At 47.3% G+C, this 26,137-nt stretch carries 18 protein-coding genes; 17 read left to right on the forward strand and 1 reads right to left on the reverse strand.

What is annotated here, in order from left to right; all coding sequences use genetic code 11:
* Window positions 1–1,744, reverse strand: a 1,744-nt coding sequence (locus tag J4G02_04435; protein ID MCE2393833.1) for a PAS domain S-box protein, incomplete at its 3' end; no start/stop codon positions are given.
* A gap of 488 nt (window positions 1,745–2,232) precedes the next feature.
* Between J4G02_04435 and J4G02_04440 the strand changes: the two genes are divergently transcribed.
* The 17 genes from J4G02_04440 to J4G02_04520 all read left to right on the forward strand — a co-directional run.
* On the forward strand, window positions 2,233–3,030 hold the full coding sequence (locus J4G02_04440) for an NYN domain-containing protein (GenBank protein MCE2393834.1): 798 nt from the start codon (window positions 2,233–2,235) through the stop codon (window positions 3,028–3,030).
* A gap of 53 nt (window positions 3,031–3,083) precedes the next feature.
* A complete protein-coding gene (locus J4G02_04445) occupies window positions 3,084–4,343 on the forward strand; it encodes a CCA tRNA nucleotidyltransferase (GenBank protein MCE2393835.1) in 1,260 nt (419 codons plus the stop codon).
* Window positions 4,343–5,029 carry a site-2 protease family protein gene (locus J4G02_04450; GenBank protein ID MCE2393836.1) on the forward strand — a complete coding sequence of 229 codons (687 nt, stop codon included), beginning with the start codon at window positions 4,343–4,345 and terminating at the stop codon, window positions 5,027–5,029. The genes J4G02_04445 and J4G02_04450 overlap by 1 nt, the downstream gene beginning before the upstream one ends.
* A gap of 37 nt (window positions 5,030–5,066) precedes the next feature.
* Window positions 5,067–6,047: a tryptophan--tRNA ligase gene (gene trpS / locus J4G02_04455; GenBank protein ID MCE2393837.1), complete on the forward strand. Its 981-nt coding sequence runs from the start codon at window positions 5,067–5,069 to the stop codon at window positions 6,045–6,047.
* Between the two features lie 39 nt (window positions 6,048–6,086).
* Window positions 6,087–6,347 carry an AbrB/MazE/SpoVT family DNA-binding domain-containing protein gene (locus J4G02_04460; protein MCE2393838.1) on the forward strand — a complete coding sequence of 87 codons (261 nt, stop codon included), beginning with the start codon at window positions 6,087–6,089 and terminating at the stop codon, window positions 6,345–6,347.
* A gap of 92 nt (window positions 6,348–6,439) precedes the next feature.
* A complete protein-coding gene (locus J4G02_04465) occupies window positions 6,440–7,198 on the forward strand; it encodes a segregation/condensation protein A (protein MCE2393839.1) in 759 nt (252 codons plus the stop codon).
* 35 nt (window positions 7,199–7,233) lie between these two features.
* Entirely contained in the window at window positions 7,234–8,103 is an 870-nt protein-coding gene (locus tag J4G02_04470) for a site-specific DNA-methyltransferase (GenBank protein MCE2393840.1), read from the forward strand.
* Window positions 8,072–8,812 carry a cytosolic protein gene (locus J4G02_04475; protein ID MCE2393841.1) on the forward strand — a complete coding sequence of 247 codons (741 nt, stop codon included), beginning with the start codon at window positions 8,072–8,074 and terminating at the stop codon, window positions 8,810–8,812. Before J4G02_04470 ends, J4G02_04475 begins: the two co-directional genes overlap by 32 nt.
* A 32-nt stretch (window positions 8,813–8,844) precedes the next feature.
* Window positions 8,845–9,441: an SMC-Scp complex subunit ScpB gene (gene scpB / locus J4G02_04480; GenBank protein ID MCE2393842.1), complete on the forward strand. Its 597-nt coding sequence runs from the start codon at window positions 8,845–8,847 to the stop codon at window positions 9,439–9,441.
* A 118-nt stretch (window positions 9,442–9,559) separates the two neighbouring features.
* The gene (locus J4G02_04485) at window positions 9,560–10,501 is read left to right on the forward strand and encodes an SDR family oxidoreductase (protein MCE2393843.1); all 942 of its coding nucleotides are present in this window, start codon (window positions 9,560–9,562) and stop codon (window positions 10,499–10,501) included.
* A gap of 85 nt (window positions 10,502–10,586) precedes the next feature.
* Window positions 10,587–13,322 carry a hypothetical protein gene (locus J4G02_04490; GenBank protein MCE2393844.1) on the forward strand — a complete coding sequence of 912 codons (2,736 nt, stop codon included), beginning with the start codon at window positions 10,587–10,589 and terminating at the stop codon, window positions 13,320–13,322.
* An 817-nt stretch (window positions 13,323–14,139) separates the two neighbouring features.
* Window positions 14,140–16,839 carry a tetratricopeptide repeat protein gene (locus tag J4G02_04495; GenBank protein MCE2393845.1) on the forward strand — a complete coding sequence of 900 codons (2,700 nt, stop codon included), beginning with the start codon at window positions 14,140–14,142 and terminating at the stop codon, window positions 16,837–16,839.
* Window positions 16,826–19,486: a tetratricopeptide repeat protein gene (locus tag J4G02_04500; protein MCE2393846.1), complete on the forward strand. Its 2,661-nt coding sequence runs from the start codon at window positions 16,826–16,828 to the stop codon at window positions 19,484–19,486. Before J4G02_04495 ends, J4G02_04500 begins: the two co-directional genes overlap by 14 nt.
* 34 nt (window positions 19,487–19,520) lie before the next feature.
* Window positions 19,521–21,527 (forward strand): tetratricopeptide repeat protein, encoded by a 2,007-nt coding sequence (locus J4G02_04505; GenBank protein MCE2393847.1) that lies wholly within the window; start codon window positions 19,521–19,523, stop codon window positions 21,525–21,527.
* 32 nt (window positions 21,528–21,559) lie between these two features.
* The gene (locus J4G02_04510) at window positions 21,560–22,366 is read left to right on the forward strand and encodes an inositol monophosphatase (protein MCE2393848.1); all 807 of its coding nucleotides are present in this window, start codon (window positions 21,560–21,562) and stop codon (window positions 22,364–22,366) included.
* Between the two features lie 15 nt (window positions 22,367–22,381).
* The gene (locus J4G02_04515) at window positions 22,382–25,519 is read left to right on the forward strand and encodes an efflux RND transporter permease subunit (protein ID MCE2393849.1); all 3,138 of its coding nucleotides are present in this window, start codon (window positions 22,382–22,384) and stop codon (window positions 25,517–25,519) included.
* Between the two features lie 187 nt (window positions 25,520–25,706).
* Window positions 25,707–26,137: pyridoxal-phosphate dependent enzyme (locus tag J4G02_04520; GenBank protein ID MCE2393850.1), on the forward strand; the 431-nt coding region annotated here is incomplete at its 3' end.

A 26,137-nucleotide genomic window follows, 5' to 3' on the forward strand; every position in this document is an offset into this window, starting at 1 on the left:
CGTCTATAGCTTCAACCGAATTTTTGATAAGATTAACCAACATTTGATGAAATTGACTCTCTTGTGTCCGAATCTCTTCTGGTGTATTTTTGCAATCAACATGAATTTCAATATCTCTTTTCTTGATAGATTCCGCCAACACCGTAATGGCATCATCTATTGCCTGCTGGAGATTGACATCTTTGCGATACACACTACTTCTGCCAAGTGACTTCTGCATTCTGACGATATCTGCGATATGCTCGGCTCTATCCTGTACACGACTGACTGTCTCTGCCAACTTTTTATCCTGGCTCATAAAATCATCTGCGAGACCGATGATAAAAGGTGCAACTTTTTGACCTTGTGGGTCATTTTTGACATAATCGCCAAAGTCATCTTGATGTCCTTCGATTGCATTTGCCAATGCCCTGAGCCGGCTTGTCAGTCGATTCTTCACTAGATTTTCGTAAACGGTCCCAATGCCTATTGTCACGCTATTGATAGCATTTCCAATATTGTGGAGCAATGTATCAACAATCTCCAACCTGCCCTGCGTGTAAGCGCGGGCGAGGGCTTCGTCTGTTCGCTTGCGCTCAGTGACATCGCGGAAAACGATAACGCCTCCTCTTTGTTTGCCCAATTCATCTTGTAACGGTCTGCCGGCAACTTCAATATAAACCCCCTGGGGCACATTCTCATTGCGTATAAACATTTCAACGTTGTCGGAAAACTCGCCGTGGATCGCGCGTGTGAGAGGAAACTCATCTGATGGATAGGGGGTAATGGTATCGGGAAGAAATAAGCCATATTGTTCAGGCAATTCGTTCAGCGTTGTACCCATGGCAATATCAATAAGCCCTTCAGCCTCCGGGTTGAAAAACAAAAATCTCCCGTTTTCATCGGCGACAATCACGCCATCGCCCATACTATCCAGAATAGATTGTAAGATTCGGGTTTGACTCTGCAAGGCATCCGCCGTCAACCTCAGCGCTTCTTCCGCTTCTTTACGTCTAGTGATGTTACGGAAGACCAAAACGACGCCGGTTGCGGTTTTCTTGTCGTTTCTGATGGGGGCAGCACTGTAGTCAATAGGAGTCTCTTTGCCATCACGGGCAGCGAGTATGTTGGGTTCCTCCAAACCGACAATAATTCTGCCCCGGAGTGCTTCCATGATATGTATTTTAATGGGGGCATCGGTATCTTCGCTAACCACATTAAAAACCTCTTCCAGATCTTTACCAAAAGCGTCCTCCTGACTCCAGCCGGTCAGATCTTCGGCCACGGAGTTGATAAACTGAACGTATCCATTTTCGTTCGTAGCAATCACGGCATCACCGATACTTCTCAGAATTGTCGAAAGCCACTGTTCGCTCTCCTTAAATTTCCTCTCCATCTCATGCCTATAGAGCGCAATCTCGATGTTAAGGTGTAATCTCCTTTCAGCAAACGGTTTGAGCACATAGCCAAAAGCCTCGGTTATCTGTGCACGTTTCAGTAGGCGTTGATCCACATAAGCCGTTAGATATACTACAGGAATATTGAAACGGGCACGCATCTGTTCAGCGACAGCTATTCCGTCCATATCTCCTGCCAACATCATATCTACCAGTGCCAAATCCGGATGTACCTCTGCTGCCTTTTGCATTGCTACTTCCCCAGACGAAACGATAGCACAAACGCCATATCCTAAACTTTTCAACAGATGTTCAATGTACCCCACGACATCGCTATCATCTTCCACAATCAGTATCTGTTTTGCCATTGTTGTATGCACCTTCTCTTTTTATATTAATCTAAGTTGCTAGTTATTAAAAATCCATCAGAACCTGTAGGTCGAGATTCACATCTCGACACAAAACCGTCGATTTCGGGGATTAGGGGCTCCTGGCTTGAATATGCCGACAACTAGCAACTTGCGTTATATTAATATAGAACGAGCCAACTCCTATCCCTGAATCATCGCGAAAAATCGCTTGCCTCTGACCGAACTTTCTGATACACTTTGATAGTGTTAACGTGCTGTAAGTGCTTACGACGTGCGAAATTAGACAGACTCCCCCTGTTACAGGTTTAATCAAATTTCACAATCACGCAGAAATGCGCCTAATGCTGAATGGAGTATACGCTTACCTTGCATATCGCTTACTTGTGTTGCGATAGGTGATGCTTCCCAAGACTTCCACCCTTGGATAACTAATTCAACCTTTTAAGCTGGTAAGACAGACTTTCCACAAAAGGAGGTGAGATATAATGCCCGAAGGACTACAAGAACAACGAATCCTAGCGATGTTTATTGATTTTGAAAACCTCGCTATCGGATTCGAGCAGAAACAGAAGGAGAAAAAAGGGCGCGAAGAACAGACCGTTTTTGATGTTCAGAAGGTTCTGGAACGTCTCGTCGAAAAAGGAAACGTTGTTGTCAAAACCGCTTACGCCGACTGGCACCGCTTTTTTAAGCACCGACAATCACTTCACGAAGCTGGCATTGAGTTAATTGAAATTCCAAGGCGTTCACGGAGCGGTAAAAATTCAGCGGATATTCGCTTGTGCGTTGATGCCATTGATTTGTGCTACTCAAAGGAACATATCGACACCTTTGTCGTTATTTCAGGGGATAGCGACTTCGCACCACTCGTTTCTAAGCTCAAGGAGAATGGAAAGTATGTTATTGGGATGGGGCGGAAAGAATCCACTTCAAGTCTCCTGAGCGAAAACTGCGATGAGTTCATCTATTATGAGGAACTTGAGCAGGATGAGACCACAGATCAGCGAACTGATCGGAATATCCCAAGGGAATTACGGGATGTCTTTGATCTATTATTCAGCACCATACGTGGACTCATCCGTGAGAACCACGAAGTCCTATGGTCTTCAATGATTAAAGATACAATAAAGCGGAAGCGCCCCTCATTCAGCGAATCTTCTTATGGCTTCAAATCTTTTAGCGAACTGTTAGAAGATGCGGAACGCAGGGGGTTTATCACGCTGGAGAAAAATCCACGCAGTGGCACGTACGTCGTTTCGGGTTTTACCGAAAAGATGAGGTAACTAACCGAATCCTTTCAGACGCTGCGAACCTTTGAGATAAGAGATCGCTAAAAATGGGCGAGGTTTTAGATTTTTCCAACATATCACCCCATATTCGCCGCCTATTGCAAGAGATTGGGAGGTTTGGGGAAGAGACAGCCCAATCTGTCTATGTCGTTGGAGGTTTTGTTCGAGATCTTCTCATCGGGCGCGAGAATTTAGACATTGATATTGTTGTGGAAGGAGACGCGGTTGATTTCGCATGCCAACTTGCTGAAGTGTGGGAAAGTAAGTTACAAGCACATTGCCAATTCAAAACCGCGATCATCACCCGGCACGATGGGTTGAGGCTCGATTTCGTCAGCGCACGCAACGAAACTTATCCGAACCCCGGAGCGTTACCTTCCGTTGAATATGGTACAATTGTGGAGGACCTCCACCGGCGCGATTTTTCAATCAATGCTCTCGCTGTACAACTTCAACCTGATGCTTTTGGTGAGCTCGTTGATTGTACGGCTGGCCTACAGGATTTACGCTCCGGAGCCATTCGTACCTTACATGAGCGGAGTTTTATTGATGATCCAACCCGAATTTTCCGGGCGATACGGTATGCAGGGCGCTACAATTTCCAGATCACCGAAACCGATCAGAGGCGGATGCTTGATGCAATCCAGCAGGGTGTACTGAATCTCATCAGCGGGCAACGTATCCGAAACGAAATTGATCACATATTGTCGGAAGAAGCTGCGCCGCAAATGATTAAGCGGATAGGCGCATTCGACCTCTTCGGCACCATACACCCAACTTGGAAAGTCTCTCCAAATTTTGATGGACTCTGGACTACCGCCGGTCAAGCGATTAAATGGGCATTAGCCTCCCTCCCAAATGATCCGATTAATACGAGGGCAATACTTTGGAGGACGCTGCTTACCGACATGAATTCAATTGAAGTTATTAGTAATCGATTAGGATTAGAAAATGAGTTGTGTGCCCAGCTTAGTGCTCAAGTACAGTTAGAACACGACTTGGAGGCGCTTCCGGTATCTTCCAAACCGAGTGAAGTTTATCAATTGCTAAATCCTTATCCTATAGAATCGATCATTTTTGCACTGACGCAACCGAGCCAACCGAGTTGGCGCGTCGAAAAGCTGAACAATTATCTAACACATCTGAGGAGCGTTCAACCCTTAGTTACTGGCAATGATCTCATTCAACAAGGCTTAAAACCGGGTAGGGTATTTTCGGATTTGTTGTGGCAGGCATTTGCCGCACAGTTAGACGGAAAAGTATCAACTACACAGGAGATTTACCAATTTTTGGATATTGAGAACTAATGTTTAACATCGATCCCTATCAAGCCATCCTTCGCGTTTGTCAATTTATCGTCTTGCTCACTTTTCATGAATGGGGGCATGCGAAATCCGCCAATGTGCTCGGCGATCCGACCGCTGAAGATGAAGGTAGAATGTCATTCAATCCTGCGGTACATATCGATCTAATAGGAACAATCGTTCTGCCGTTGCTTGGCACCTTATTTGGTGGAGCCTTTTTTGGTTGGGCAAAGCCCGTGCCCGTGAATCCACACAACTTGAGAAACCCCAAACGCGACCTTATGATTATTGCCGCAGCAGGTCCCATCATGAATATTCTCTGCACCATCATCATCTTGGGGATCGCCAAACTGTTAAGGGTAACAATTGGGTTCCCTGAAATGGGATCGGTCACGCAATTTCAAATCTACAGAATCCTTCTACTCCAGAGTGCGCTTATCAGTATCTTTCTAGCGGCATTCAATATGCTACCTCTGTTCCCGCTCGACGGATTTAGCGTCGTATATGGGTTGCTACCGTGGCGGCAGGCGCAAGCATTTGCAAGATTGCGCCCTTACGGGATGGTCATCCTAATGTGTATTATTTTTGTGCCCAGCCTGCTACACATCCCGAACCCGGTCTTCTGGCTTATCGGAACAGTTTCTTACGGTATTTTCGATCTGATCGCAACCCTCGTGGGTTTGAGATGAGTCCGCTAGAACCACGAATTTGGAGGCAACAACAGAAATGCAAAAAACGCGATTAGTGACGGGAATTCGTCCAACAGGACCACTACATATTGGGCATCTCGAAGGAATGTTGACAAACACAGCAAACCTGCAAGACAAATACGAGTGTTATCCATTCATCGCAGACTGGCATTCACTCACTGATGTAACTGACACCTCAAACCTGCCTGAATACACATTGAACGCAGCGATTGACTGGTTGAGCGCGGGAATCGATCCGGACAAGAGCACCCTCTTCGTTCAGTCGCACGTCATGGAACATGCGGAACTCGCTACTTTACTTACGATGGTTACACCAGTAGCTTGGCTTGAACGGTGTCCAACGTACAAAGACAAAATTCAAGATATCACGCAACGCGAGGGCCCCTCTACCGGTTTACTAGAGTATCCGGTATTGATGACCGCCGATATCATTGTTTACAAAGCAGAAATGGTAACGGTTGGAGCGGATCAGGTTGCCCATCTGGAAATTTCGAGGGAAATCGTTCGCCGATTTAACCATATTTACGGCGAGGTTTTCCCAGAGCCGCAGCCCATGTTGAGCGAAGCCTCCGGATTACCGGGACTTGATGGACGCAAGATGAGTAAAAGCTACGGTAACGCCATTCAGTTATCAGATCCACCTGAGGCAACACAGCAAAATCTAATGAAAATGGTAACAGATCCGGGACGAGTTCGTCGTAATGACCCCGGTAATCCCGATGTGTGCCCTGTCTTCGCATATCATCAGATCTACAACCCCGATGAAGTACCGCAGATCGACAAGGATTGCCGTGCCGCTGCAATCGGCTGTGTCGACTGTAAACGGAATCTCAGCGAAAAGTTAATCACTAAATTGACACCGTTTTACGAAAGACGTGCAGGGTGGGCATCCAAGCCGAAAGCCGTCCGTGATGTCCTCGCCGATGGAGCGAGGCGGGCAAAAAAGATTGCTCAAGAAACGATGGCAGAAGTCCGATCTGCAATGAAGTTAGCGTAAAACTTGGCACCGAAGCGAACGAACTTGGGAGGAAGATATATGGCATCTGTAAAAACTACCATTGTCCAGATTGGTGATTCTCAAGGCGTTCTTATACCAAAGCATCTACTAGAACAATGCCATCTACAGGAAGAAGTTGAACTAGAGCCGAGAGGAAATTACTTAATCATTAAGGGACCAACTACACCAAGAGCCGGTCGGGTTGAAATATTTCGCAAGATGGCAGAGGCGGGGGATGATGCAATGCTAGACGAAGATATACCTTTGGAAACAACATGGAACCGGGAAGAATGGCAATGATGATTGAACGCTTTGAGGTTTATTTGGTGCAAAGGGTCCTCGAGGTGTTAGCCGAAATATTCGCTCCATAGAAAGGGAATAAGGTAGTCCGTATGGGCCCTACAACCCCAACCACTAATCTCCAACCACTAAAACCTATTTATGCAATTAAACTAGATGTCTTTGAAGGTCCGTTGGACTTGCTGCTCCATCTAATTCAACAGAATGAGATGGACATCACAGATGTCTCAATTGCAGAAATTACGGAGCAGTATCTAGAATATCTCAACCTTATGGAGATGCTAGATCTCGATGTTGCATCGGAATTCCTAGTTATGGCAGCTACGCTGCTTCACCTCAAGTCCCAAATCATTCTCCCTTCAACGAGCTCGGATGAATCCTACACCTTCAAAGACCGGGAAGAACTAGTTCAGCAGCTTTTAGAGTATAAGCAATTTAAGGAGGCTGCCCAAACGCTAGATTACTACGCAACGAACCACGAGAAAGTCTATGGCCGCAGTGTAGATTCGTACGCAGATGTAGAAGATTTGCAGGAAGTCCAAATTAAAGCAACACTCTTTGATCTGCTTTCTGCCTTCCAGTATATAACCGAGCGAGAATTTGCGATTGATGACGTTTATGAGGAAATTCAGGAAGAACAGATTACCGTTGAAGAGAAGATGGAGTTTCTAGAGCGCAGACTGAGCGCCGGTGAGCAGATCCGGTTCGATGAACTGTTTTCAGAGTATGCCAGCAAACTTGAGCGAATCGTTACATTTTTAGCAATTTTAGAACTGATACGTCTCCAGCGAATCGTCGCTGTCCAATCGGGGCACTTCGACAATATTTATATCGTTAAACGTGATACGTAAAACACCATATTTAGCATCTATAGGCAGATTGTCTGATGAGAAAAATAAAAACAGACCTTTATCTTGGGGATTGCTTAAAGGTGCTCGCTAGTTTTGAGGCAGATTCATTCGATCTGATTATGACATCTCCCCCGTATGCGGACCGTCGAACCAAAACGTATGGCGGAGTCAACCCCGATGAATATGTCAATTGGTTTATGCCTCGCGCTGAAGAATTTTTAAGGGTCCTCAAGCCCTCTGGCACATTCATTCTGAATATTAAAGAAAAAGCTGTTGGTGGAGAACGGCATACCTATGTTATCGAGTTGGTCCTTGAAATGAGAAGGCAGGGGTGGTTGTGGACAGAAGAGTTTATCTGGCATAAGAAAAATTCCTATCCGGGCAAGTGGCCAAACCGATTTAGAGACGCGTGGGAAAGATGTTTGCAGTTTAATAAAACCAAGAAGTTCAATATGTATCAAGAGGCAGTTATGGTGCCGATGGGAGATTGGGCGGAGAAAAGGTTGAAGCATCTCAATGAAACAGATCAGAGCCGGGATACGTCGAAAGTAGGAAGCGGATTTGGCAAGAATGTATCAAATTGGTTAGATCGAAAAATGGCGTATCCGACGAATGTTTTGCACTTAGCGACCGAGACGGGAAATCGGAAGCATAGTGCCGTCTTTCCTAAGACGCTGCCCGAATGGTTCATCAAGCTGTTTACACAAGAAAACGATTGGGTGCTTGATCCGTTTGCGGGTGCCGGTACAACGTGTCAAGTCGCTCAAACGTTGTTAAGAAATTCTGCCGGCATTGAAATTTTGCCTCAGTATTATCAAGTGGCAAAGGAAAATATGAAGTCAACACAATATCTGTTATTTGAAGAGGCGCAACATGAAACCCATTACACAACAGGAGATCACTGATTATGTTGAGGCAAACATCCAAAACTTTCACCAAAGAAGGTTAGAGAACCTCCAAAAATTGAAACTGATGGATGTCATCAAGCGAAAAAATCCCTATCTATTCAAGGCGAAAAACATTAACACGGCACAAGACTTTGTAAAAACCATTTTAGATGCTTTTCTGTCCTCACAAGAAGAAGGGATTTTTGGCGGGTTTCTAGAGGAACTTGCAATTTTTATATGTTCAGAGGTATATGGTGGTCAAAAATCTTCAGCAGAAGGAATTGACTTAGAGTTTGAATCGGATAGTATAAGATATATTGTATCAATCAAATCTGGACCAAATTGGGGAAATAGTAGCCAAATCGCGAAACTGCGGGATAACTTCAGAAAGGCTAAACGGATTCTGCGCACAAATACATCATTGATGAATGTCGTCGCTGTTAATGGTTGCTGTTATGGAAAAGATCGAAAGCCAGATAAGGACGACTACTTAAAGTTGTGCGGACAACGATTTTGGGAATTTATTTCAGGTGATGAAAACCTCTATATTGATATAATCGAACCCCTAGGACATCAAGCGAAAGCAAAAAATGAGCAGTTTATGCAAGAATATGCTAAAGTCATCAACAAGTTTACCTCCGAATTCATCGGAACATTCTGCGATGCTGACGGTAACATGCTTTGGGAGGAAATCGTCAAGTTTAATTCAGCAGGGACCACATCTTAAAAACCAATCCTAAACCCAATGGAGCTTCGCCCATGTCTGACACCCAATATCCACTCATTATGGACGTAGCTAGTGCGCCAGTACATAACCCAGATGAAATCAAGTCAATCCTCGAAGCCGTTCTATTCGCTGCCAGTGAGCCGATCTCGTTGGAGCAGTTCGGTCAATTGTTCGAGGACGTATCTACTTGGCAGATCCGTCAACAACTCATACAGTTGCAGGATGAGTATCAGGAAGCGAACCGCAGCTTTCAGCTCATTGAGATTGCCAACGGATTCCAGATCTGCACACACGCCGAGTATCACCCGTGGATTGAAAAATTCCACACGCGCCAGATTCGTGTAAAACTCTCGGCTTCCGCTCTGGAAGCCCTCGCTATCGTTGCCTATAAACAGCCCGTGACCCGATCCGAAGTGGAGGAGATCCGCGGTGTCAATAGTGATAGCGTCCTGAATTCGCTGATCGAAAAGCGGATGGTTCGCATCGCCGGACGGAAACCCGGTCCAGGGCGCTCGCTCTTACTTGCAACCACAGATGAATTTCTGGAACAGTTCGGATTGAAAGATCTGTCAGCACTTCCCTCAATGGAAGAGATTGAAGAGATCTTGAATCAGTCGGATGACGAGTAGTTCCCTGAACGTGGAACCCGGATGGACTTGGATTTCGTTGCGCTCAACTGGCAACATCATCCCATTCTAACCCCAACGCGGAGTAAGAGTCATGAAACGTTAAATCCGGAGAATTGTAATGGCGTACTATTTAGTTACAGGCGGCTGCGGGTTCATTGGATCTCACCTTGTAGAAGCCCTTGTGCAAAAAGGAGAACGTGTGCGCGTGTTCGATAACTGTTCAACGGGTAAAGCCAAGAACATCGCACACCTCAAAGATCAAATTGAATTTGTAGAGGGGGATCTGCGGGAACTTGATGTTGTACATCAGGCGGTTGCAGGGGTTGACTATGTTTTCCACCAAGGTGCCCGGCCCTCGGTCGCCAGATCTGTTGCGGATCCCATTTTGAGCAACAATGTGAATATCAACGGCACTTTGAATCTCCTTGTTGCAGCAAGAGACGCGGGGGTAAAACGTGTTGTCTATGCAGCCTCCTCATCAGCTTATGGAAATATACCGACACTCCCCAGATCAGAGACGCTCTCTCCACAACCCGCCTCCCCTTACGCCATTACCAAATATGTTGGTGAATGTTACTGTCGAGTTTTCACGCAAGTTTTCGGTTTAGAAACGGTTGCATTACGATACTTTAACATCTTCGGTCCCCGTCAAGATCCAACATCCCAATACTCAGCGGTTATCCCCAAATTTATTAACGCTTACCTACACGGCAACTTCCCGGCAATCGAGGGTGATGGTGAACAATCGAGAGATTTTACCTACATTGCAAATGCGGTCCATGCCAATCTGCTCGCGTGTCATGCAGAAGGAGTCGCAGGAGAGGTATTTAATATCGGCTGTGGCCAGCAGACATCAATCAACAGGCTTGCGAGCCTTATCGGAGAGATGATGCAAACCGATGCCCAACCTGTCTATACATCGTCGCGCCCCGGTGATGTTCGACATTCTTGTGCGGATATCCGCAAAGCGCAGCAACTACTTGACTATGAACCAAAAGTCGAACTCAAAGCAGGTTTGCGCCGAACCATTGACTGGTTTCTCCGACGTTGTGACAACTGAAACCCCATCAGTCACATCTTTTATGAAAGCACACCACATACTCCTTCTATCATTCAATCCAGAATTGCATTCGCAGGAGGCAAAAATGCAATCGCGTCGAAGTTGGATCCTATTTTCGATCGCCGTCATACTACTTGCGTTCTTTAGTAGCCAGATTTGGGCGCAACACTCCACTTCAGTCGAAACCGATGAAGAGATGATCGAAGACTTTGCCGAACGCGCAACGAGTGGACTGAAGGGAAGGGTCATTTGGGAGGGACAAGATCTATCACAGACAACTGTACAGGTTTATAAGGATGAAAACCTAAAGAATCTTTATACCGGCGTAACACAGTTAAAAAGTGGTGAATTTGAAGTCCGCGTTGAGCCGGGGCGCTACTACCTTGTTGCCTTTGTGGATCTGAATCGCTCTGGCAAATTTGATATAGGCGACGGTATGGGGATTTTCGGTATCACAAACTGGGATGATTCAAACCAACAGAAACAGATTGTCAAGGTCGCAGATCGGCAAGTGATCAGAGGCATTGATATTATTATCACAGCAAGAATGCAGAAGGTTGGTGAACAGAGGCAAATTATCTCGCTATCCGATTATCAAGAAGATCCATTCGAGCAATTTAAGTCAGAATTGGAAATGATCTCGTCTGGTATTAAGGGACAGGTGATGTATGAAGGACAGGCATCGCTCAAAAATGCGCTTGTCTTTGCCTACACAGATCTGTCGTGGAAATACCGCGTCGCAGAAACGCAGGTTGCAGCAGATGGCAATTTCACACTCAGTCTGCCGCCCGGAAAGTATTACTTGATGGCAATCATCGACAGTAATAACACCCACCTTTTTGATTCGGGAGATGCGATCGGCATCTACGGCATCACAGATCTGCGCGAATCCCAAGCATTTCCTCAACCCGTATTGGTTAGCTCTAACCAATTCACCTCGAATCTCAATATCACAATCGCAGGGAAACAGACAATCAGTGGGCAGGTTGTTCCTATGGATGAGTCTGAGGAGGGAATAGGTCTCGCTGGCCCAGCAACAGCACAGCTTACCGGTAAGGTCAGATGGACAGGACAGTCATTTAAAGGAGGCGTTATCCAAGCTTTTCAGCAAGCAGCGATGCTCAAAGAGGGATATCAAACTAGAGTGAGTGAGGAGGGAAAATTCAGTCTTCAACTCCCGCCGGGGGATTATTATCTCATGGCAAACATTGACGCAGATGGCGACGGAAAATACAGTTCAGGAGATGGGTTGGGCGGCTATGGTACTGCGGATATCACAACCGCTCCTCCATCTGCATTGACCCTAGCGGCAGGGGCAAACCCTGAAATCACAATTTTCGTGAGTGCACGGTCTAATGCAGACGGCCAACTGGAAGCAATTGCCGAAGGCACCATTGACTTGAGTCAAGCGTATAGCGGCGGTATCTCCGGTCAGATTCGGTGGGATGGGAAGGTATTTAGGGAGGGAATCCTCTCGATTTCAGAGACGCCTGACTTTCGGTCACCTGTTGCAATCTCCTTAAATTTGGAAGACGAGGGACGCTATGAGGTTTCCGTGCCACCCGGAGATTACTACGTTATGGCGGTTGTCGATCTTGATGGAGATCGAAAATCGGGCTTACAGGACGGTGTCGGTATCTACGGCACACGGCATCCTGTCCGCAGCAAAGACCTACAACGGGTCTCTGTGTTTTCAGACTACATCACACCACACATCGATATTGAAATCTTCGCTATGTACATTGATGTCGAGGGTAACATCGCCGAAATCGAGGATGGTGGTCGCTCCGAGATTAAACTCCAATATGGCGTGCCCGAAGATGTTTTCCAATTTACCCGTTTCGGACGTCAAATCGAGGAGTGGTGCTATTGGACCCAAGGTGTTCGCTTCCGCTTTGAGGCCGTTGGAGCCGGCTGGAAATTGCAGACCCGGAAAGATTTTGAACCAACACCTGAAGCGCTTGAACAACTGAAACAGCTTGAACAGCAGCCACAACAAGCAAACACCGATGAACTGGAAACAACCCCACTAAACGTCCTGCTCTACTACAATTTTGACGACATCATCTGGGAATGTATGCCGGCGATTGGCATACAACAACCGTTGGCAGCGGGCAGACGACCAACCGCTTCTTTGGATGGCAGACTGACCCGTCTAGACCTAGAGGGAAACGTCATCCTTCACGATTCAGATGCTCCGCAAGGCAGATTATTGCTTGACAAACGCGAACTGGCGACCGATGTAACGATCTCGCCGGATGGCGGATACCTCGCGTTCGCGAGACAGGAGATGGGGCGACAACACATCTACATTCGACATATTGCGAGTGAGGAAGAAATCCCTATACCCTCGACAGCACAAGAGATGTTGACACCCGCGTGGTCCCCTACCGGCGAACTATTAGCATACAGTACAAAGGGAAGTATCGAAAATCCAGAGGCCGGTACGGACCGGAATATTTATAGCTACGCTTATGTGAGTGGGCGTGTTGAACCTATCAGTATAGGCCCCGAAGATGATGCAGAACCTGCGTGGTGCCCATCAGATCCGAATCTCCTCGCCTTTTCCCGCGCGGAAGGGCAGCATCGCCAGATTTGGCTTGTTGAGTTGAGCCCAGAAAGAAAACCGAACGCACAACAATTGACCCGCTACGGTGGCGAAAAGCCGGTTTGGTTGCCTGACGGTTCAGCAATCCTTTACGAAACCAACGGTCAACTTTGGCAAATTTCAAAGGACGCATCGAAAAACCGACCGGTGATGTTCAACGGACAGGTAGTTTTTGGACACGAACCGTATACAATCCCTTCACCAATCCAATGATAGGTATTTACCCACCTCGTGCAAATGTAACAGCGCAGTCTAACGATTCACCACCGCACTAAAACCCCCTGCGATAAAACCTAGAACACGTCAGGATTTCTCGGTTGCAAGGGCTCACCGACTATGGTAAAATGAATCTGGTGTTTTTACCGATCCGGACACTACGTCTCCCGATAGCTTCAAGTTTGAAACTTGGATTCCCTATCAACCGGCTTCAGCGGTAGCTATGGCTATCCGCATTTACGATTACCATGGAATCTAGGGAGCAAAACGCATATATTCGCCTAGCGTTAAGTATACTACGTGAAATCAACCGCGGCAGGAGGACCAGTACCGTCCCAAAATTCGGACACAGAACAGATATTTATATTTGTGTAAGACGTAAATTGGAATTTCAGGACGATTTATGGTGAATTCTAAAAATAAATAGACACTTTCGCCCCTCTGTGCAGCGATCCCGATTTATCGGGATTGGTAGGTGCGGTTTCCTAACCGCACCGGTTTGGCGTGTCTCATTAACTCTAAGATCCACTATAGATAATTATAGGACTGTTAGGAAATGAAGAATGAATGGAACGTAATGTTTCCCATTTTTTTGAATAGACAATTAATCTTCACTTGAGAATCATACGTCATCATCTACATGAGTACACAAATTAAATCTCATCGACGAATGTGCTTCAAGACAGATGTTCTAGATTCTTATCTGATGAGAAAAAGAGGAAATTTACACTAAACAGATGAACAACCCCATGAAGGATGCCCAACGTCAGCAAAAGTACCAACCGTACGTTATAATGAGGAGGGAGGATAAACCATGAAAACTATTAAATCTTATGTTCCCGCTTCACCCATTATGCGGATGACTATTCTTGCGATGATATCGATCATTGCGATATTGCAATATGCGTGTCTTTCAACAAGTACGCAAAGACAAGCAGAAAAACTCGCTCATGAGAAAAATTATCAAGGTGCAATTGATGCCTATCAGGCGGTGATTAGTTCCAAAGCCGGGACACCAGAGGCTTACCGCGCCCAATTAGGCATCGCTAGGCTATACATCGACAAGATGGACCAACCCCAGCTAGGTGTCAAGGCTTATCGAGACCTCATCGCTGCTGCGCCTGATAGCGGCGAAGCTGCCGAAGCACACTATCGCCTAGGAATCTACTACTTCAGAACAAAAGATTATGAATCAGCACAACAATCTTTTGACGCCATTGTTAACAAATTTCCGAACCTCGGGAATCTGAGTCATAATGCCCAATTAATGTTGGCAAAAAGCTACGAGGAAGCTGGAGCCTATAAGAAAGCGATCGCAACTTACGATAACGTCGTAAATCGTCACCCAGATAGTGACCGCGCCGCCCAAGCCATAACCAATAAAGCGAAAATCCAAAAGGACCATTTGAAAGACAGGATCGCAGCGGAACAAACCTATAAATCTCTCATCACAGAGTATAACAACGTCGAAGGGGCGGAAGAAGCAATCGACGATGCTAGACAGGCACTTGAATCAATGGGCGCGCGTATCCCGCAGCCAGAGATCGACTCGGGCACAGCGTACGATCGCGCACAGGAGCGGCGGATGAAACGTCGTGAGCGTGATCGTCCCCGTGGTGGGGCTGAACTGAGCCCTGCGATGGGCTATGACGCATACGGGGACTCCGGTTTCGGTATAACCCCCGAAGAGGTTATAAGGGAATTCGGCAACCCTTGGGAAGGTGGAGGACACGGACGATCAGGCCAGAACGACGACGAAACACAAACGATGATTAAAGTGGTTGCAGACATCAATTTCCTTATCAAGAAATATCGAAATGCAGGGACACTGTACTTTCGTGCGATCGAAGTAGCAAAAGAGAGCCATAGAAAAATCGATCCCTATGACTATATCCGTCTATCGGTCTGCTACCGTAAAGTGGGAATGCATCAACAGGCGGTTGAAACACTGAGAGAAGGGGCGAGAAAAAATGTGATGGTGTTGGAAGCCGTTATCACCTCATCCACAAACGATTACCACGATGGAGAATACGAAAGAGTGCTTGAAGCACTTCAGCCTATCGCGGGGTTACATCGGACCAGAGATCCGGAAATCTACTGGAGACTCGGATTAACCTACAAAAAGATGGGAGATCTGTACAAAGCCGTTGAGGCCTTCGAGCGCAGCATTGCTAGTGACACGGATTACACTGATTCGATCCAAAGCCTCGCCGAAATGCTTAACTACCAACTCAAAGAGAGAGAAAGAGCAATCATCTTTCAGGACATAATCGATACTCAAGGTCATACCTGGATCGGTGAGAAAGAGCTAGGAGATATATGCTATAAATACGGTAACTACCTCCGAGCGAAATCGAAATATGAAACAGCGGTGCGCATTGCCCAACGTGAAAAAGAAAGCGGTGACATCACTCCATCTGAAAGGCGGAAACTCAATAACCAGATCTTATATGCAAAGATACATGCGGCGATGGCTGACTATCAAAACGACGGAAGCACCCAAGCACAAGAACGAATGGATGCCCTTGCTGCTGAACACCCCGACCATCCGTTGGTAGCCTACGGTCGTGGACAGATGGCATTGCTCAAGGGAGATGTCGAAACCGCGATTGCTACTTTTGAAACAACTATAGAAACAGATCCGGCTTCCGATGCCGCACCGATCGCGCTGGGCGAATACTATCTCTCACAGAAAAATCCTGATGCAGCGATAGGGGTGTGGGAAGGGGTGCTCAAGACCTATCCACAAAATCAAGGAGTCCGTCGTCGTCTTAACACCCTGAAACAGCAACGTTTGGAACAATCACGAGAGGCTGAAGCGGATGTAAATTCCGATCAGCCGGGGCGAACCGCTGCCCTGACGAAGAAAAAGCGACAGAGTTTCTTACCCGCAAGACGACGAACAATCTATCCGAAAAATCGTATCCCAAAATCGCAACTACCGTCCGCACTCTTTGTGGGATTGAACGAAGACCAAGTCATCGAAAAGTACGGAGAACCCGTCGAAATCCTTGATCCGCCTTCGAACCTTCCCAACGCTACAAAGCGATTTGCTTATGGTGCACTTGTGCCGGGTATGTCTAGCACCTTCAGTCTAGAGGGATCAGAGTTTATCTTCGATGAAAACGGCGTTTTGGGCTACCACAAAGTTTATTTCGGGGATGTCAACGCCCTGATAGGAAGTGGCAGCGAGTACCCCGCCCTGGTCAATGAAATTCCTGATGAGTTGAAGTCAACACTTTGCGACGTCATCAACGAACAAGTCTTTGAAGCAAAGAAGTATAATCTCATCGTCCAAAAGGCGCAGGTTGTCTGGGAACTCAACGATGAACGTTGGTGGGCAACGGTACACGCAACTTTTCCAGCTAGAGATTTTACCTCTGATAAATCAATAAAAAACTACAAACCAAAACTCAAAGACTATCACATCATGGAATTGTTAGTGACCAATCGAAATCTTGCCCCGGAACTGTTCCTCACAAAACCCAAAGAGATCGCCTATGAAAACTATTAGATACGATATCGTCACCCTTATCACCGTGATAGCGATAACCCAATACGCTTGTATTGCATCAAGTCCACAGAGACTGGCTGGGAAGCGTCTACAAGAAAAGGACTATCAAGGTGCGATAGAAGTATATCAGACGGTTGTCGACTCCAAACCTGGAACACCAGAAGCACGCCAAGTACAACTCAGCATTGCGAAATTATACATCGAAAAGATGGATCAACCCCAACAGGGTGTCCAGATTTATCAAGATCTCATCGCTGCTGCCCCCGACAGTGAAGAAGCTGCCGAAGCTCACTGGGGCTTGGGGCTTCATGCCTTCAAATCAGAAGACTATCAAGCAGCGCAACAGTTTTTTGATGCTATCGTTAATAGGTTTCCGACATCGGAACGCGGTTATAACGCCCAACTAATGTTGGCAAAAAGCTATGAGGAACTTAATGAATATCGCAAAGCGGTAGAAATCTACGGCAATGTGGCAAACCGTCACCCGGAGGGTAAACGAGCGACACAAGCATTGGTAAATAAAGCTAGAATTCAGGGGGAACGGCTTCGCGATGAAACCGCCGCCAAGCGAACCTACCAATCTATCGTCAAGCGGTATGGCAACGTTGAAGGCACAGAAGAATCCATCAGCACCGCGAAACAAGAACTTCGCATGATGGGAGCGATTATCCCCAAACCGGATGATCAGTCTCTGACACAACTGGAGCGTGCATTGGAACGTCAAAGGCAACGCCGTGAAAGAGATCGTCCACGAGGTGGGGTTGAACGCAGTCCCGCAATGGGGGAAGCACCTGACTACTCAAACTCCGGCTTCAACGTGGATCCTGAGGAGATTATGAGACCCTTTAAGACAATCATTAATGAAATGAGCGGGGCAGGTACTGAAGGGGCAGTTTACCACGACACAGTGCTTAAAATCGCCCACCTGAATTGGGATACTGAAAACTATCGGAATGCTGGAGCGTTGTATTTTCATGCAATCGGACTCGCCGAACGTCAAGGGGCACACATCGATCCGTTTAGTTATCTCCGCCTCTCCCTCTGTTACCGCAAGCTAGGTATGCATCAGCATGCTAGCGAAATGGTAAGGAAAGCAGTCAAAAAAGATGGACAGGTTCTTGACGCTATTATCAGTAGTGCTGCCAATCAATACATTGACGAAGATTACGAAAAAGCTATTGAGACTTATAACTCTGTCGTGGGGTTGAATCGATCCAAAGATCCGGAAATCTATTGGAGAATAGGGCTAGCCTACAAAAAGATGAACGATCCGCACAAAGCGGTTGAATCTTTTGAACGCGCAATCGCTGTGAAAACAGAGTATACCAAGGCACTCCAAAGTCTCGCCGAAGTGCTTCACTATCAACTGAAAAATACCGACAGAGCCGCGATCTTCCAAGACCTCGTCGATCAGAAAGGCGAAACCTACGCCGGTGAAACAGAATTAGCCAATCTCTGCTACAAATACGATAATTACGGTTGGGCAACATCGAAATATGAACTCGCAGCGCGGATTGCTCAAAAAGAAAAAACTGATGATACGACCCCATTTCAGGGGCGCGGGATAGATAACCGGGTTGTTTACGCAAAGATACATGCAGCGATGGCAGCCTACAAGGGCGAAATGGCAGATAAAGCACAAGAAATCATTGATACACTCACCTCTGAATATCCCAATCATCCACTAATACCCTATGGACAGGGGCAACTCGCCGCACTCAAAGACGACATGGATACTGCAATCGCCGCCTTCAAAACGTCAATAGAACAAGATTCAAGTTTCTATGCAGCACCTATCGCACTCGGCGAATACTATCTCTCACAGGGATATACCGATGAGACAATCGCGTTATGGAAAAAATCGCTCAGAGCCAATCCACTGAACCGTGTAGTGCGTCACCGGCTCCACGAGTTGACAAAGCGGGTTGGCTACAGATTCGAAGATGCAGAAAAATCGCGCGAGACATCGCAAGGCGAGATCGCAGCACCAACGACCTCTTCTCAAAAGAGCGTTTCCGCAGCGTCTAACGCGCCGAGGGGCAGGGAACTCCCCGCCAAGCGACGGACAATCTATCCGAAGCGTCGTCTCCCAAAATCGCAATTACCGTCCGCATTATTCGTCGGATTGAGTGAAAACCAAATCACCGATACACACGGACAACCAGCCCAAATCCTGTCCGCTGTAGCCAGTATCCCCAATTCCACAAAGCGATTAGCCTATGGCGATCCTATACACGATGCAATAGATGTCGCCACCCTTGAAGGTTCGGAGTTCATTCTTGGTGAAGAAGGAGTGCTCGGATTCCGAAAAGTCTATTCTGGAGATATAAATGCGGTGGCAGGCAGTCCAATCGAGTATCCTACCTTGGTCAGTGAAATTCCGCAAGAGTTGAATTCAACACGTTGCCATGTTATCAATGAGAAAATCATTGATACGAACAAGTACTTCCTGATTGTCCAAAAAGCACAGATAGTTTGGGAACTTGATTCGGAACGCTGGATAGCAACCGTGTACACAACCTACCCAGCCGACGATCGTAAATCAGAACGGTCCGTCAATAAGTACAAACCGAAATTGAACGATTACCACATTATGGAACTTTTGGTGACGGCTCGGGACATCCCACTTAACATTAGCCTCAAATAAGATTAAATTACTAACGACGTAGAGGAGGACAGATATGAAAATTGTTTTGAATCCCCATAGCGGGGCTATTAGATTTGGCATCTTTTTTTTAGTGGTCGCTGTGCTTGTGACAACCCAATACGCCTGCGTTTCAAAGAGTATGGACGAACAGATAGGTCAACTCATCCAAGAAAAGGACTATCAAGGCGCAGCTGATGCTTATCAGTCTGTCATCGATTCCAAACCTGGAACATCAGAAGCCCGTCAGGCGCAATTGGGTATTGCCAAACTATATATCGAAAAAATGGATCAACCCCAACTGGGCATCAAAGTTTACCAAGATCTTCTTGCCACTGTCCCCGACAGCGACGAAGCTGCCGAAGCTCACTGGCGTTTGGGGCTTCATGCCTTCAAGTCGAAAGACTATCAAGCGGCACAACAATCTTTTGACACCATCGTCAATAACTTTCCAGCGTCAGAACGTAGTCATAACGCCCAACTGATGCTGGCAAAAAGCTATGAAGAAGCCAGCAATTATGAGAAAGCCGCGGAAGTTTACGATAACGTGGCAAATCGCCACCCGGAGGGTAAACGCGCGACACAGGCGTTGGTCAATAAAGCCAGAATTGAACAGGAATATCTCAATAATCAAGCCGCCGCTACGCAAACATACCAGTCCCTCGTTAAGCAGTATGGAGCGATCGACGGCACAGAAGAATCGGTTGAGGAAGCGAAAAAGGCTCTCCAATTGATAGGGGCAAGTATCCCCAGACCAGATGAACCAGACGCACAGGAACTTGCAACGGAATATAGCCGCAGATCAAATTATCGGGAGCGACGCCGTGCCGAACGCGATGAGGCAGGCTTTGAGTCTAGCCCGGCAACGGGGATCCCAAAAGACATTCCAGAATCTGGTTTCGGCGTGAATCCCGAAGAAATCATGGGACCTTATAAGGAGACGATTATGCAAGAAGGTACCGCGGATCAGGACTTCGCGCCCGAAGTTTATCACGACACGGTGCTTAAAATTGCTTTCTTGAAATTGCAGTTTCAAGAGTATCGAGACGCCGGTGCATTATTCTTTTATGCAATTGAACTCGCTAAACGTGAGAAGGCACGGATTGATCCATATAGTTTTCTCCGTCTATCGGTTTGCTATCGGAAAGTAGGCCTGTACCAGCGCGCGGCAAAAGTGTTGAGAGAAGCAGTGAGAAGAGATGTAAGCGTTCTTGAGGCTGTCGTTGTAACAGGAGACAACCAGTATATAGATGAAGAGTATGAACGAGCCATTGAGACCTACAACTCTATTGTAGGACTAAATCGCAGCAAAGACCCGGAGCTTTATTGGAGATTAGGGCTTGTCTACCAGAAGATGGGCAATTACGAAAAAGAAGCAGAATTTTGCGAACGTGCAATCGCCTCTAGAACGGACTACACCGACGCGCTCCAGAGTCTCGCGTATGTACTCTTCCGCCATCTCAACGATAAAAACCGCGCAAGAATTTTTGACGAACTCGCTAGGGGGCAAAGTAATAGTTACGAGGGCGAAATAGAGCTCGGTGCAATCTGCTACAAGTACGGCAACTATACCTGGGCAAAGACAAAATATCAAGCTGCTGCACGGTTCGCAGAACGGCAGAAAAAAGATTCAATGTCACCCCCAGAACAACGCCTCCTCGGCAGCCGGATTGTCTACGCAAAGGTACATGCAGCGATGGCGTTCTACAAAAACGGGATGGAAGATAAGGGACAGGAAATATTCGATGCACTTGCCGCCGAATATCCCGATCACCCACTGACCTCCTACGGAAATGGGCAGCTAGCGCTCCTCAAAGGAGATACCGATACCGCTATTGCAGAGTTCAAAGCATCAATGGAAAAGGACCCGAAATCTCACGCAGCCCCCATTGCTCTCGGCGAATACTATCTCTCACAAGGATATATCGATGAAGCAAAAGCATTGTGGAGTGGATTCCTCAAAGCCAACCCCCGCAATCGTGTGGTGCGTCAACGGCTAGGTACCTTGAATAGGCAGCTTGAAGCGGGAACAAGTTCGAATTAGAACTTGACCTATCGAAAGGAATAACAAACTGAATGCAAGAACTCGCAGAGATCCTAAAACCGGTTGAGGGGATCGCCCGAGAAGCCGGTCAAATTTTAATGGATTACTATGGAGAAATTCGTCAGATTGATTATAAGGGTATTGGTGATATCGTAACCGAGGCAGACAAAGCCGCTGAAAAACTCATCACAGAACGATTAGAATCCCGTTTTCCAGACTATGCCACGCTCGGCGAGGAGTTTGGGATGTCGGACGTAAAATCGGATAACTGTTGGGTCACAGATCCACTGGACGGAACAGCAAACTATGCGGCGCGTTGTCCAATCTTTGCGGTTGCCATTGGGCTACTACACAACGGCGCCCCAATTCTCGGTGTAGTGTTTGATCCCAACACCGATCGGATGTTCAGCGCAGTCAAGGGCGGAGGGGCTACGTTGAACGGGGGCTCTATCCGGGTCAACGACCGCGCAAAATTAGATCCCATTGGGCTATTCGGATTTGGGTCGCCGGTCCTCGAAACGCTCCACCCGTTCATACAAAAGTGTGGTAAAGGACGCAGCCTCGGTTCCGCAGCACTCCATATCTGCTCGGTTGCTACCGGTTACTTTGATGGAAGTTTCGACCTCTATACAAAACTCTGGGACATCGCTGCGGCGGCTGTTATTCTACAAGAAGCCGGTGGCATTATGACTCATCCGTCGGGTGCACCATTGTTTCCGTTATCATCAGAATCCTCCGCCTATCAAGGGCATGATGTCCCCTTTCTCGCAACCAATGGAAGGATACATGAGGAATGCCTAAAAACTCTCGAAGAAAATAAAGATAACTTGCAACCATAAGGAGATCTCCCTTCCATGTCCGTTCCAAAACTATCTGTGAGTAACCCCGTCCTAGCGAATCTATTCATGATCATCATCATCATATTCGGTGTCTACGCCTGGATTGTTCTTCCCAGAGAATTGACCCCCGAAATCTCTTTCAATTCCGCAACAGTAACTACACTCTATCCCGGCGCTTCTTCCGAAGATGTTGAAAAACTAGTCACGGTACCAATTGAGGACGCAATCGAAGAGAGCGTTAACAACATTGATATCGTTTTATCGGTCTCATCAGAGGGAAGGTCATTAATCACTATCCAGTTTGAGGAAATTAGCGACCGCGATTTTGATAAAGAATTCCAGAACCTGCGGACGGCAGTTGATAGAGTCAATGATCTCCCGACTGAGATTCTAGATGAACCCCAGGTAGAGGAGATTGATATATCAAGCGGTTTTCCGATGTTGACCATCGTCGTCGGTGGAGAAATTTCGGAAGATCAGATGAGGGAAATTGCTGAGGATCTGAAAGATGAGATTCTTGAAATTAAAAACGTCTCTGCCGTCCGACTAGCAGGCGTGCGGGAAAGGGAGATCTGGGTCGAAGTCGATCCAGACCAGTTAAAGGCATATCGTTTACCGATTGAACAGGTCATCAACGCGCTGAGAACCCACAATCTGAATCTGCCCGCGGGCACACTAGAGATGGGAGCGTCAGAATACCTAGTACGCACAATGGGGGAGTTTAGCAATCTACAGGAGATTGGAAACACGATTATACGTGCTCGACCCGCCGGAACGCCGTTGCGGGTACGTGATGTTGCGACCGTCTCCGATACTTATGAAAAGCCACGCACACTATCGCGCGTCAACGGTCAGCCATCGATCAGCCTATCTGTCCAAAAGAAGACGGAGGGCAATACTATCAAACTGGTCGAGCAGATTCGAGAACTGGTCGAACGGCGCAAAAGTGACCTGCCAGACGGAGCTGAACTCTCGGCGGTGAACGACTATTCCGTTATTTTAAGAGAACGGTTAGGAATTCTAGAAAACAATGCCGTTTTTGGACTAATCTTGGTCGTTGTCCTGCTCTATATCTTTATGGGATGGCGCAACGCGTTCTTTGCGGCATTAGGTATTCCCGTTGCATTTATGGCAACTTTCTTCTTTCTGCATTGGTCCGGATATTCTCTCAGCGGTGTCACGTTATTCGGTTTAATCCTCGTAGTTGGCATCGTTGTCGATGATGCAATCGTTGTCATTGAAAATGTGTTCCGTCGTATTCAGGAGGGGATGCCCCCCAAAGAAGCCGCTATCACTGGAGCCCAAGAGGTAAGCTGGCCCGTTCTAGCGGCAAGTCTGACCACGATTGCTGCGTTTGGACCCCTCATGTTTATGTCCGGCACCCCGGGGCAGTTTATGCGAATCGTCCCTATCACCGCTATCTTGGTGATACTCGCATCGTTGTTTGAAGTCTTTATGATTTTACCCTCCCATATCGCCGAATGGGGAAAAGCACAAAGCCGACAACAACGGCGACATGTGTGGTTCGATCGGATCCGAAGACGTTATGTCCATGTTCTCAAAGGCACGATTCGGCACCGTTACGCAGTCGTCTGTGGTGTCTTCGCCGTTGGAATATTGGTCAGTATTGGCGCATTTTCTCAGTTAGAAAGACAGCTGTTCCCCGGCGAAGACTTTCCGCAATTTTACATCAAGGCGGAAATGCCACCTTCGTTTGGGCTAAAAGAGACCTCTGCCGCTTTAGCAAAGGTCGAGGAAGTCGCCATGTCTCTCCCGTCTGATGAACGCATCGCTGTCGTCACAAATATCGGCTTGGTCACACCGACCTCCCTGCTGGGAGGCTCAAGCATCCGTTCTAACGTCGGCGAAGTGCTTGTTGAACTGGTACCAAAGGATCAAAGGGTACGCAGTACAGATGAGATTATTGCAGGTCTCCGGGGGAAGATCGAGGCAATCAGCGGTATTGAAAAACTCACATTTGAGAAGCAAGCCGGGGGACCGCCACAGGGGGCAGATGTAGAGGTGAAAGTGAAAGGGGAACAGTTCGAGCCGTTAGACAAAATCGCCAATTCACTCAAAGAAAAATTGCATCAGATAGATGGCGTTTACGACATACGGGACGATTTTGTGACAGGAAAATCGGAGATCCGTCTGCGTGTTAAGGAAGATAGGGCACATCAGTACGGCTTGAATATCTTTCAAATCGCTTACAACGTCCGCAACGCCCTCGAAGGAAATATAACGACAACCTATCGCGACGCCGATGAGTCGGTCGATGTCATTGTGAAATACAATTCTGATGATTTGCAATCAATCGCCAGCCTTGAGGAGCTGCTGATTCCGGTGCCGAACGGAACCATGGTGCCACTCAGAGATGTAGCTGAAGCCCATGAAGAGGGTGGGTATTCGGAAATTCGTCGATTTGAGAATGAACGGGCAATTACTGTCACCGCCGCTGTGGACAGCAATAAAACCAGCGCCTTCGCGGTCAACCAAGTGTTGATTCAGGCTTTTAAGGATATTGAATCGCTTTATCCCGGTTATCGTCTCGATTTCCGAGGTGTTTTCGACGAGATCAATGAATCATTTGGTCAACTAGGCAGGCTGTTTGTCGTTGGAATTTTGGTCATGTACGTTATATTGGGCGCACAGTTCAAGTCGTTTATCCAGCCGGTCATTATCCTCTTTGCCGTGCCGTTTGGTTTCATGGGATCAATGATTGGATTGTTAATCATCGGCGCACCGTTGAGCATGGTCGCGCTGTTCGGCACCGTTGCACTGGCGGGAATCGTTGTCAACGACTCCATCGTGATGATAGACTTCATAAACCAGTACCGGGCACGCGGTTATAACAAGTGGCGGGCAATCTTAAAAGGCGGAAGCGTTCGATTACGTCCCATTATCTTGACCTCTGTCACCACAATCTGCGGCTTAATTCCAATGGCAATCGGTTTGGGCGGTAAATCCCCAATCTGGATGCCAATAGCGTACACAATTATCTTCGGTCTCTTCGCAGCGACCCTGCTGACGCTGTTTGTCATGCCCGCGCTATATGCGATAACGGCAGATATACGTGAGTTGTTCATCAGGCGTGAGCGGGTGGAGCCGGTATTTGAAGATGTGCCTCTCGTCGCGGGACGTGCGGACGATTGAAACATCAATTCTATACATCTTTTTGAAGGGGAGTTCCTATGTCGAATATCAAAACCGTTGTTAATGCTGACGAACTGCGAGCGCGTCTCGACCGGCTGCCGAGGTTGTATTTGGCAGACCTGCCAACACCGCTGCTTGACTGTCCGCGCTTATCCAAAACCTTAGATGGTCCACGCATCCTAGTGGGATGGCATTTGGCGGAAATAAAGTCCGAGAGTTCGAGTATTCCGTTGCGCCCGCGGTGGAGGGCAGATACGATGTCCTGCTACACGGTGCCGCGTCCCAGTCCAATCAGTCGCGGTTGACGGCGGCGGTTGCGGCGCGATTGGGGTTGAAAGCGGTTATGGTAGGCAGGAAGGACGCTCACGCCGAGCCAGTGAACGGAAACTTGCTGCTGAGCCACCTATTTGGGGCGGAGGTTAATCTCGTGGAGACCGCTGAGGAGAGGGAGGCGGTCCTTGAACGCTTAGAATCGGAAGGTCGTCGGGTATACAACACCAGCAGCGATGGATACTACCTGAGAAGCGTATCTTATGTGGATGGATTCCTCGAACTATGGGATCAACTTCAAGGACGAAACATCCAGCCCGACGCGCTGTATGTCTGCTCAGGGGTACA

The organism is Candidatus Poribacteria bacterium, from assembly GCA_021295755.1.
In the GTDB taxonomy this organism is placed as follows: Bacteria; Poribacteria; WGA-4E; order WGA-4E; family PCPOR2b; genus PCPOR2b.